Origin of the sequence: Streptomyces neyagawaensis (assembly GCF_023516595.1) — a bacterium.
In the GTDB taxonomy this organism is placed as follows: Bacteria; Actinomycetota; Actinomycetes; order Streptomycetales; family Streptomycetaceae; genus Streptomyces; species Streptomyces neyagawaensis.
In genome coordinates this window covers 234,049-244,538 of sequence record NZ_JAMGBG010000023.1, presented here as the reverse complement: position 1 = coordinate 244,538, position 10,490 = coordinate 234,049, and the positions used below count along the sequence as shown (strand labels likewise).

Sequence of the window (10,490 nt, the reverse complement as noted above, 5' to 3'; positions counted from 1 at the left end):
GCGGGTCGTGGTGCTGTCTTGTCCGTGCGTTTGGCTCACTCACCTCAGTGCCCGTGCCCGTGCCCGCTGATCGCGGGGTCCTTCTTGACCGTCAGCGGCAGCAGCTTCTTGCCGGTGGGGCCGATCTGGATGTGGGTGTCCATCTGCGGGCACACACCGCAGTCGAAGCACGGCGTCCAGCGGCAGTCCTCGACCTCGGTCTCGTCGAGGGCGTCCTGCCAGTCCTCCCACAGCCAGTCCTTGTCGAGACCGGAGTCGAGGTGGTCCCAGGGCAGGACCTCCTCGTAGGTGCGCTCGCGGGTGGTGTACCAGTCGACGTCCACGCCGAAGTCGGCGAGGGCCTTGTCGGCGCAGCTCATCCAGCGGTCGTAGGAGAAGTGCTCGCGCCAGCCGTCGAAGCGGCCGCCGTCCTCGTAGACGGCGCGGATGACGGCGCCGATACGGCGGTCGCCCCGCGAGAGCAGGCCCTCGACGATGCCCGGCTTGCCGTCGTGGTAGCGGAAGCCGATGGAGCGGCCGTACTTCTTGTCGCCGCGGATCTTGTCGCGGAGCTTCTCCAGGCGCGCGTCCGTCTCCTCGGCGGAGAGCTGCGGCGCCCACTGGAAGGGGGTGTGGGGCTTCGGCACGAAGCCGCCGATCGACACCGTGCAGCGGATGTCGTTCGACCGCGAGACCTCGCGGCCCTTCGCGATCACGTTCATCGCCATGTCGGCGATCTGCAGGACGTCGTCGTCGGTCTCCGTGGGCAGGCCGCACATGAAGTACAGCTTCACCTGGCGCCAGCCGTTGCCGTAGGCCGTGGCGACGGTCCTGATCAGGTCCTCTTCCGAGACCATCTTGTTGATGACCTTGCGCATGCGCTCGGAGCCGCCCTCGGGGGCGAACGTCAGACCGGACCGGCGGCCGTTGCGCGTCAGCTCGTTCGCGAGGTCGACGTTGAAGGCGTCCACGCGGGTCGAGGGGAGCGACAGACCGATCTTGTCCTCCTCGTACCGGTCCGCCAGACCCTTCGCGATGTCGCCGATCTCGCTGTGGTCCGCCGAGGACAGGGACAGCAGGCCGACCTCCTCGAAGCCGGTCGCCTTGAGGCCCTTCTCGACCATCTCGCCGATGCCGGTGATGGACCGCTCGCGCACCGGGCGGGTGATCATGCCGGCCTGGCAGAAGCGGCAGCCGCGGGTGCAGCCGCGGAAGATCTCCACCGACATGCGCTCATGGACCGTCTCCGCCAGCGGCACGAGCGGCTGCTTCGGGTACGGCCACTCGTCCAGGTCCATGACCGTGTGCTTGGACACGCGCCACGGCACACCCGACCGGTTCGGCACCACGCGGGCGATACGGCCGTCGGGGAGGTACTCGACGTCGTAGAACGCCGGGATGTACACCGAGCCCGTCCTCGCGAGGCGGAACAGGACCTCCTCGCGGCCACCGGGGCGGCCCTCGGCCTTCCAGGCGCGGATGATCTCGGTCATGTCGAGGACGGCCTGCTCGCCGTCGCCGATGATCGCCGCGTCGATGAAGTCCGCGATCGGCTCCGGGTTGAAGGCCGCGTGGCCGCCGGCCAGGACGATCGGGTCGTCCAGCGTGCGGTCCTTGGACTCCAGCGGGATACCGGCGAGGTCCAGGGCGGTCAGCATGTTCGTGTAGCCCAGCTCCGTGGAGAAGGACAGGCCGAACACGTCGAACGCCTTCACCGGGCGGTGGCTGTCCACCGTGAACTGCGGCACCCCGTTGTCGCGCATGAGCTGCTCGAGGTCCGGCCACACGCTGTAGGTGCGCTCGGCCAGGACACCCTCGCGCTCGTTGAGGACCTCGTAGAGGATCATGACGCCCTGGTTGGGCAGACCGACCTCGTACGCGTCCGGGTACATGAGCGCCCAGCGCACGTCGCAGGCGTCCCACTCCTTGACGGTGGAATTGAGCTCACCGCCCACGTACTGGATCGGCTTCTGCACATGCGGGAGCAGGGCCTCTAGCTGTGGGAAGACCGACTCGACAGACATCGCGGGGATTACCTTCGTGAGCTGACAGGGGTGACCATCTAGCGTAACGCCCCGGGAGCCACCCCTTGCACGCCGGCGTTCACCGCACCCGGCCCCTCAGGACGGCGCTAGAAGGCGCTGTCGGCCGTGATCGTGTGCCACGCCTCCGGCAACGCCGCCTCCGCCAGCTCCGCCCTGCGCTCCTCCCTGCCGTACAGCACCCCGTACGTGAAGGAGCTCTCGCCCGCCCGGCCGGCCTGGAACGCCAGATCCCGCAGGGCCTCGCGGGCCATCACGCTGTCCTGGTGGTCGCCGAGGAGGGACTGCAAAGCCTTCATGTCCCGTACGAGCTGTTTGGCGGGGTCGCCGAGCAGCGGGGCCGCCGCCTCGGCCGCGTACCGGGCACGCTTCGCCTTCTTGCGGGCCTCATGCATGGCGAGGTCACGCTCGGCGCCGGACGGCTGGGCCAGGGCCTCCTCCACCAGGTCCGACACCTTGCCGAACGCCCGCTTCACCGCCTTGCCGATCACCTTCTCCGGGTCGCCCCCGGCGCCCTTCAGCAGAGGCGGCTCGGCGATCACGGCGTCCAGGGTCCGCAGGAGCGCCAGATACCGCTCGCCGTCCAGCGCGGCGATCAGGGCGCGCCTGGACCCGCTGCTCCCCGCGTCCACCCATGTCCGCACCCGGGTGCGGACCGAGCCGACGACCAGGCTCTCGGGCATCTCGGCGAGCGCCGCGGTCACCCGCTCGGCCAGTACCTCGTGGTCCCGGCCGACGCCCAGCTCCCCCGCCAGCCACTTCAGTTCGTCACCGATCGGGTCGGTGACGGTCCGGTCCAGTACCTTCCCGTACGACTTGAAGGTGCTCCGCAGTCGGCGGGTGGCCACCCGCATGCTGTGCACGGAGTCGAAGAGGTCCCGGCGGACAGCCGGGTCGAGCTCGACGATGGCGTCCCGCTGGACCCGGATGTACGCGAGGACGTGCTCGGCGGCACCGCCGGGCTTCCCCACGCCGCCCCCGCCCTTCTTGCCCTTCTTCCCTTGCTCGCCCTTCGCGGTCCTGCCCTTCGGGGCCTTGCCCTTCTTGGACCTGTCCTTCCCGGACTTGCCCTTCCCGGTGGCCGCCGTCTCCCGCAGGGCCCTCGCCAGCTTCGACGGTGACGCGGACGGCCGTACGCCCGCCTTGCGGAGCTTCTTCTCGACCTTGTCGAGGAACGCCGGGTCGCCGTCGTCGGCGAGCTCCACCTCGATCTCGGACCACTGCGCGGTGCGGCCGCCGTCGGTGAGCCTCTCGGCGTGCACCGCGTCCACGCTGACCTCGGCGAGGAGGGCGCCGTCCTCGTCGAGCAGGTCGCTGACGTCACGGGTGGACCGGAGCCGGACCAGCGGCACCAACTCCGCCTCCCGGACCCGGGAACGCACGAGCCCCGCCAGATCGCGGGGCAGGGTCTCGGACAGTGGGGCGCGGATCTCGTCCCGCACCCCCGAGGAGACGGGGAACTTCAGATGCCAGCCGGCGTCGTCTCCCCCGGTGCGGCGGCGCAGGGTGATCGAGGCGGCGGCGAGACGTTCGTCGGGCGTGTCGTAGTAGACGGCGTCCAACTCGGCCACGCCCTTGTCGATGACCGACGCGACCCCGGCCACACCGGTGAGATCGGGCAGGCCGCTCTCGTCGGACTCGTACTTCCGCTCGATCTCGCGCTTGGTGTCCGCCATGAACCGAATCTAGTCCGACCCGCGGCAAAAGGGCAGCCCACGCGCACCCTGAAGGAGCACGTGGGCCGTCGTCCACAAGGGCCTTCGCGGCGTGCGCGGCTACGCCGACATGGGCCGCTCCACTCTGATCGACTGCAGCAGCCCCACCGCCACCCACACCGCGAACATCGACGAACCGCCGTACGACACGAACGGCAGGGGCAGACCGGCGACCGGCATGATGCCGAGGGTCATCCCGATGTTCTCGAAGGCCTGGAAGGCGAACCACGCGATGATGCCGCCGGCGACGATCGTGCCGTACAGCTCGGTGGTCTCGCGGGCGATCCGGCAGGCACGCCACAGGACGACGCCCAGCAGCAGGATGATCAGCCCGGCTCCGACGAAGCCCAGCTCCTCCCCCGCAACCGTGAAGACGAAGTCGGTCTGCTGTTCCGGCACGAACTGCCCGGTGGTCTGCGACCCCTTGAACAGCCCGGTGCCGAGCAGTCCGCCGGAGCCGATGGCGATCCGGGCCTGGTTGGTGTTGTAGCCGACACCCGCCGGGTCCAGCTCGGGGTTGGCGAACGCCGCGAACCGGTTGATCTGGTACTCGTCGAGCACCCCGAGCTGCCAGACGGCGATCGCGCCGATCGCGCCGGTGCCGATGAGGCCGAAGATCCACCGGTTGGAGGCGCCGGAGGTCAGCAGGACACCCAGCACGATGACCACCATGACCATGACCGAGCCGAGGTCGGGCATGAGCAGCACGATCAGTATCGGCACGGCGGCGAGCCCGAGGGCCTGGACGACCGTGCGATGGTCCGGGTGCGGTTTGTCGCCCGCGTCGACCCGCGCCGCCAGCAGCATCGCCATCCCCAGGATGATCGTGATCTTCACGAACTCGGAGGGCTGGAGCGAGAAGCCTCCGCCGATGACGATCCACGCGTGGGCGCCGTTGATGGTCGCGCCGAGCGGGGTCAGCACCAGCAGGATCAGCACGACCGAGATGCCGTAGAGGATCGGCACGGCCGTGCGCAGCGTGCGGTGGCCGAGCCAGACCGTGCCGACCATCAGGGCGAAGCCGATGCCGGTGTTCAGCAGGTGCCGGAGCAGGAAGTAGTACGGGTCGCCCTGGTTGAGCTCGGTGCGGTTGCGGGTCGCCGAGTAGACGAGGGCCGCGCCGATCAGGGAGAGCGCGATGGCCGAGAACAGTATCGGCCAGTCGAGCCGGCGGGCGAGCGAGTCACGGGCGAACAGCCGGGTCCAGCCGGAGCGTTCGGGCCCGTACCCCGAGACGGAGAAACTGTTGCCGGTCATACGGGCCTCCTCCGGGTGAGCGCTCCGCCGGGGGTGCCGAGACACGCCGTCGCCGGTCGGCTGCGGCGCTGCCGTGGCCGGTCGTGCGATTCCCCACGCCCCTTCGGGCCGCCGCAGCCGGTACGCCGTCGCGCCGTCCGGTTGCCGCCCCCGCCTCGGGTGCTGATGATCGCCGCCGGTTCGTCGCGCTCCACCGTCCGGGCGCCCGGCTCGGTGACGACGGCCGCCGTGAACGCCGCGGTGTTGGCGGGCCCGCCCGCAGGTTCGGTGACCGGGCCGTCCGTCCCGGGCGCGTAGGAGACCGGCAGGGCGCCCGGCCCTGCGGCCAGCGTCTGGGCCTCCTCCTCGGCCAGTTCCTCCTTCGTCTTCTTCGGCGGGTACGTCTCCAGCTTCGGGGAGTCGATCGAACCGTCGGACTCGATCTTCGGCAGCTTCTTCTGCGGGGTCGGCAGCAGCGCCTTCCGCTTGTCGATCTTGCCGTCCTCGGAGACGCCGTAGAGCGCGTTGTAGAGCTTGCGCACGGCGGGCGCCGAGGCGCCGGAGCCCGTACCACCCTGGGAGATCGTCATGACGATCGCGTAGTCCTTGGTGTACGTCGTGAACCACGAGGTCGTCTGCTTGCCGTAGACCTCGGCGGTACCGGTCTTGGCGTGCATCGGGATCTCGTCCTGCGGCCAGCCCTGGAAACGCCAGGCTGCCGTACCGCGGGTGGCGACTCCCTCGAGGGCTTGGTCTATCTCGTCGCGGGTCTGCTTCGTCATGGGGAGCTTGCCGTGCGACTTGGGCGCGATCTCCTGCACGTGCTTGCCGTCGGCGCTGATGACGGCCTTGCCGACGGTGGGGTCGTACAGGGTGCCGCCGTTGGAGATGGCGGCGTAGATGGTGGCCATCTGGATGGGGGTGACGAGGGTGTCGCCCTGGCCGATGGAGTAGTTGACGGAGTCACCGGCGCGCATGCGGTTGCCTTCGAGGCAGTTCTCGTACGCGATCTGCTCGGCGTACGTGCCGCCCTTCTTGCCGTACTTGCACCAGGCGTCCTTGTTGGCCTTCCAGTAGTCCTGCTTCCACTTGCGGTCCGGGATGCGGCCGGTGACCTCGTTGGGCAGGTCGATGCCGGTCTCGGCGCCGAGGCCGAACTGGTGGGCCGTCTTGTAGAACCAGTCCTTGGGGTTCTTCTTCGGCTTGGTGCCGCCGTCGCGCTTCCACTCCTCGTGGGAGAGGCGGTAGAAGACGGTGTCGCAGGAGACCTCCAGGGCGCGGCCGAGGCTGATCGCGCCGTAGCCCTTGGATTCGAAGTTCTTGAAGACCTGGCCGCCGATGGAGTACGAACTGGAGCACTCGTAGGGGCCGTCGAAGGGGTAGCCCGCGTTCACCGCGGCGGCGGTCGGGACGACCTTGAAGACGGAGCCGGGGGCCGACTGGCCCTGGATCGCGCGGTTCAGCAGCGGGTAGTTGGACTTCTTGCCGGTGAGCTTGGCGTAGTCCTTGGCGGAGATGCCGCCGACCCAGGCGTTGGGGTCGTAGTCCGGGTTGGAGGCCATGGCGACGACGCGGCCGGTCTTGGCCTCCATGACGACGACGGCTCCGGAGTCGGCCTTGTAGTGGGTGCCGGTGTTCCGGTCCATCTGCTTGCGGGCTTCCTTCATCGCCTCGTTGAGTTCGTACTCGGCGATGCGCTGGACCCGGGCGTCGATGCTGGTGACCAGGTTGGCGCCGGGCCGCGCGGGGTCGGCCTCGGCCTCGCCGATGACGCGGCCGAGGTTGTCCACCTCGTAGCGGGTGACGCCGGCCTTGCCGCGCAGCTCCTTGTCGTACTGCCGCTCCAGGCCGGAGCGGCCCACCATGTCGGAGCGCAGATACGGCGAGTCGCTGTCCTGTGCCTTGGTGATCTCCTCGTCGGTGACCGGCGAGAGATAGCCGAGGACCTGCGCGGTGTTGGCGCCGCCGGGGCTGGCGTACCGCCGGACGGCCTGGGGTTCGGCGGTGATGCCGGGGAAGTCCTCGGAGCGCTCGCGGATCTGGAGGGCCTGCTTGGCGGTGGCCTCGTCGGTGATGGGGATCGGCTGGTAGGGCGAGCCGTTCCAGCAGGGCTGGGGGGTCTCGGAGTCACACAGCCGGACCTTGTCCATGACTTCCTGGGGCTTCATGCCCAGGACGCCGGCGAGCTTGGTGAGGACGCCCTTGCCGTCGTCGTCCATCTTCAGCAGTTCGGTGCGGGAGGCGGAGACGACGAGCCGTGTCTCGTTGTCGGCGATGGGCACTCCGCGCGCGTCCAGGATGGAGCCGCGCACGGCGGGCTGGACGACCTGCTGGACGTGGTTGCCGGAGGCCTCCTTGGCGTAGGCGTCGCCTTCGCGGATCTGGAGGTACCAGAGGCGGCCGCCGAGGGTGCCGAGGAGGGAGAAGACGAGGATCTGGATGATGACGAGCCGGATCTGGACCCGTGGCGTCCGCCCGGTCTCCGGGATGTTGGTCACTGTCTCCCCCTCTCAGTGCGTGGACCAGTGATGCCGGTACATGGAGTACACCGCTCGCCGGTGATCGGTTCCCGACGGGTGCGCGAGGCGGTGGCCGGCGCCCGCCGCGACGGTTCCGCGGGCTCTCTGACGTCCCCTCACAGCCGCTTGACCCCCTTGATGCGGCCCGCGCGGGCCGCCCGTGAGCGTGCCGCCTTCATGCGCAGGCCGCCGCGCTGGCCGCCGATGCGCAGGCCTGTGCCGGAGGAGAGCCAGCCGGCGGAGACGTCGGCGGCCTTGGCGGCGTTGTTGGTCTCGGCGAGCGGGTCGTTCTCGGCGCGCCGGGCGAGCGCCATGATGCCGGGGACGACGAACGGCGCGAGCAGCAGGTCGTAGAGCGCGGCGGTGAACAGCAGGCTGGGCAGGCCGACGTGGCGGGCGGCGTCGTCGCCGACGAGGGCGCCGACCCCGGCGTACAGCAGGGTGGCGCCGACCGCGGCGACGACGACCACGACCATCGGCCCGGTGGCGGACTTCAGGCGGCCTGTCTCGGGCTTGGCGAGGCCCGCGAGGTAGCCGATGACGCAGAGGACGAGGGCGTACCGTCCGGCGGCGTGGTCGGCGGGCGGGGCCAGGTCGGACAGCAGTCCGGCGCCGAACCCGATGAGGGCGCCGCTGACGTGGCCGTACACCAGGGCGAGGCCGAGGACGGTGAGGAGCATCAGGTCGGGTACGGCGCCCGGCAGATGGAGTCTGGCGAGGACGCTCACCTGGATCACCAGGGCGACGATCACCAGGGTGGTGGAGAGCAGCATCCGGTTGAAACGCATGAAGGGGTCAGCTCCTACTGTCCTACGTCTACTGCTCTTGCTGCCCGTCGGCACCGTCGCCGGGTTCGTTCGCGGCCGGGGTGACGGTGACCGTCACGGTGGGCCGCGGGGTGGGCTTCGGTTTGTCCGGGAGCACCGTGTCGCGGGGGTCCTTGCGGGGCGGCTGGACGACGACGCCGACGATGTCGAGCTGGGTGAAGGCCACGTACGGCTTGACGTAGACGGTGCGGGTGAGGTCGCCGCCGGAGGGGTCGACGCGGGAGACCACGCCGACGGGGACGCCGGGCACGAACGGCTTGTCGGCCTGGGAGCCGAAGGTGACGAGGCGGTCGCCCGCCTTCACCTTGGCCTTGCCGTTGAGGAGTTCGACGCGCAGCGGGCGGTCGCCCTGGCCGGAGGCGAAGCCGAGTTCGTCGGTGGCCTCCATCCGGGTGCCGACGGTGAAGTCGGGGTCGTTGGCGAGGAGGACCGTCGCGGTGTTCGGGCCGACGGTGGTGACGCGGCCGACGAGTCCGTCGCCGTTGAGGACGGTCATGTCGCGGGTGATGCCGTCGTTGGTGCCGATGTCGATGGTGACGGTCCAGGAGAAGCCCTGGGCCGCTCCTATGGCGATGATTTCGGCGCCCTTGATGCCGTACTGGCCGTTGGCGGCGCTCTTCAGCATCTTGTCGAGCTGGCGCACCCTGCTGCGGTTGCGGTCGCCGCTGCCGAGCGACGCCTTCAGCTGCGCGTTCTCCTTCTCCAGGGCGGCGAGGCGGTCGTGGCGGGATCCTGATGCGCGGACGGCGCTTATGGCGTTGCCGATCGGGTCGACGGCGGTCGACACCCCGTCCTCGATCGGGCCGAAGACGGTGGCCGCGGCACGTCGGGCACCGTCGACCGGTGAGTCCTCCCCGCCGCGGATGTCCACCGTGATCAGCGCGAACGCTACGGCGATCAGCAGCACCAGGAGCAGCCGGCTCTCTCGTGTGTCCCTCACGTGCGGCGGCCGTGCCTTCCTCATAGGAATTCGACAGGAATTGGGGAATTCGGGTAGCCCCTGGGATTCCCTGGGACGGGAACCGGAGGGGCGCTTTGTGGAGCTTATGCCTCAATATCAACGATCCGCCGTACGAGAGGAGATCGTCTCGTACGGCGGAATCGAAGTGTTACGTCATCTGCGGGGCTGGGCGTCGAGCACCTGCTGCAACGCCTCGAACTCCTCGACGCACTTGCCAGAACCGAGCGCCACGCTGTCCAGCGGGTCCTCGGCGATATGGATCGGCATTCCGGTCTCACGGCGCAGCCGCTCGTCCAGTCCGCGGAGCAGAGCGCCACCGCCGGTGAGGACGATGCCGCGGTCCATGATGTCGCCGGAGAGTTCCGGCGGGCATTTGTCGAGAGTCGTCTTCACGGCATCCACGATGGCGTTGACGGGTTCTTCGATCGCCTTCCGCACTTCCGCGGCGGAGATGACGACGGTCTTGGGCAGCCCGGACACCAGGTCCCGGCCGCGGATTTCGGTGTGCTCGTCAGCGTCGAGGTCGTACGCCGAACCGATCGTGATCTTGATCTGTTCGGCTGTCCGCTCACCGAGGAGGAGGCTGTACTCCTTCTTGATGTGCTGGATGATCGCATTGTCCAACTCGTCGCCCGCGACGCGGATGGACTGGGCGGTGACGATGCCGCCGAGGGAGATGACCGCGACCTCCGTGGTGCCGCCGCCGATGTCCACCACCATGTTGCCCGTGGCCTCGTGGACCGGCAGGCCGGAGCCGATGGCCGCGGCCATGGGCTCCTCGATGATGTGCACCTGACGCGCGCCGGCCTGGGAGGACGCCTCGATGACGGCGCGCCGCTCGACACCGGTGATGCCGGAGGGCACGCAGACGACGACCCGGGGCCGGGCAAGATAGCGCCGCTTGTGGATCTTCAGGATGAAGTAGCGGAGCATCCGCTCGGTGATCTCGAAGTCGGCGATCACACCGTCCTTCAGCGGACGTACGGCAACGATGTTGCCGGGCGTCCGGCCGATCATCTTCTTCGCTTCCGCGCCGACCGCGAGGATGCCACCGGTGTTGGTGTTGATCGCGACGACGGACGGCTCGTTCAGTACGATCCCGCGACCCCTGACGTACACCAGCGTGTTGGCGGTCCCGAGGTCGACAGCCATGTCACGGCCGATGAACGACATTGAGTTCCCCATCAGGATTCGTCTGGCCTTCCCTGGTA

General features: G+C 69.3%; 7 protein-coding genes. All 7 read right to left on the bottom strand.

Annotated elements, in window-relative coordinates:
• Positions 1-44: 44 nt before the first annotated feature.
• Complete coding sequence (locus M8J73_RS12670; RefSeq protein ID WP_055537185.1) at positions 45-2,003, bottom strand: TIGR03960 family B12-binding radical SAM protein; 1,959 nt, start codon at positions 2,001-2,003, stop codon at positions 45-47.
• Positions 2,004-2,110: 107 nt separating this feature from the next.
• Positions 2,111-3,697 (bottom strand): CYTH and CHAD domain-containing protein, encoded by a 1,587-nt coding sequence (locus M8J73_RS12665; RefSeq protein ID WP_055537184.1) that lies wholly within the window; start codon positions 3,695-3,697, stop codon positions 2,111-2,113.
• 99 nt (positions 3,698-3,796) lie between these two features.
• Complete coding sequence (rodA, locus tag M8J73_RS12660) at positions 3,797-4,993, bottom strand: rod shape-determining protein RodA (protein WP_055537183.1); 1,197 nt, start codon at positions 4,991-4,993, stop codon at positions 3,797-3,799.
• A complete protein-coding gene (mrdA, locus tag M8J73_RS12655) occupies positions 4,990-7,470 on the bottom strand; it encodes a penicillin-binding protein 2 (protein WP_055537182.1) in 2,481 nt (826 codons plus the stop codon). Before mrdA ends, rodA begins: the two co-directional genes overlap by 4 nt.
• Positions 7,471-7,607: 137 nt before the next feature.
• Entirely contained in the window at positions 7,608-8,279 is a 672-nt protein-coding gene (gene mreD, locus M8J73_RS12650; protein ID WP_249828612.1) for a rod shape-determining protein MreD, read from the bottom strand.
• Between the two features lie 28 nt (positions 8,280-8,307).
• On the bottom strand, positions 8,308-9,258 hold the full coding sequence (gene mreC, locus M8J73_RS12645) for a rod shape-determining protein MreC (RefSeq protein ID WP_055539863.1): 951 nt from the start codon (positions 9,256-9,258) through the stop codon (positions 8,308-8,310).
• A 174-nt stretch (positions 9,259-9,432) separates the two neighbouring features.
• Positions 9,433-10,452: a rod shape-determining protein gene (locus M8J73_RS12640; protein WP_004931372.1), complete on the bottom strand. Its 1,020-nt coding sequence runs from the start codon at positions 10,450-10,452 to the stop codon at positions 9,433-9,435.
• Positions 10,453-10,490: the final 38 nt, after the last annotated feature.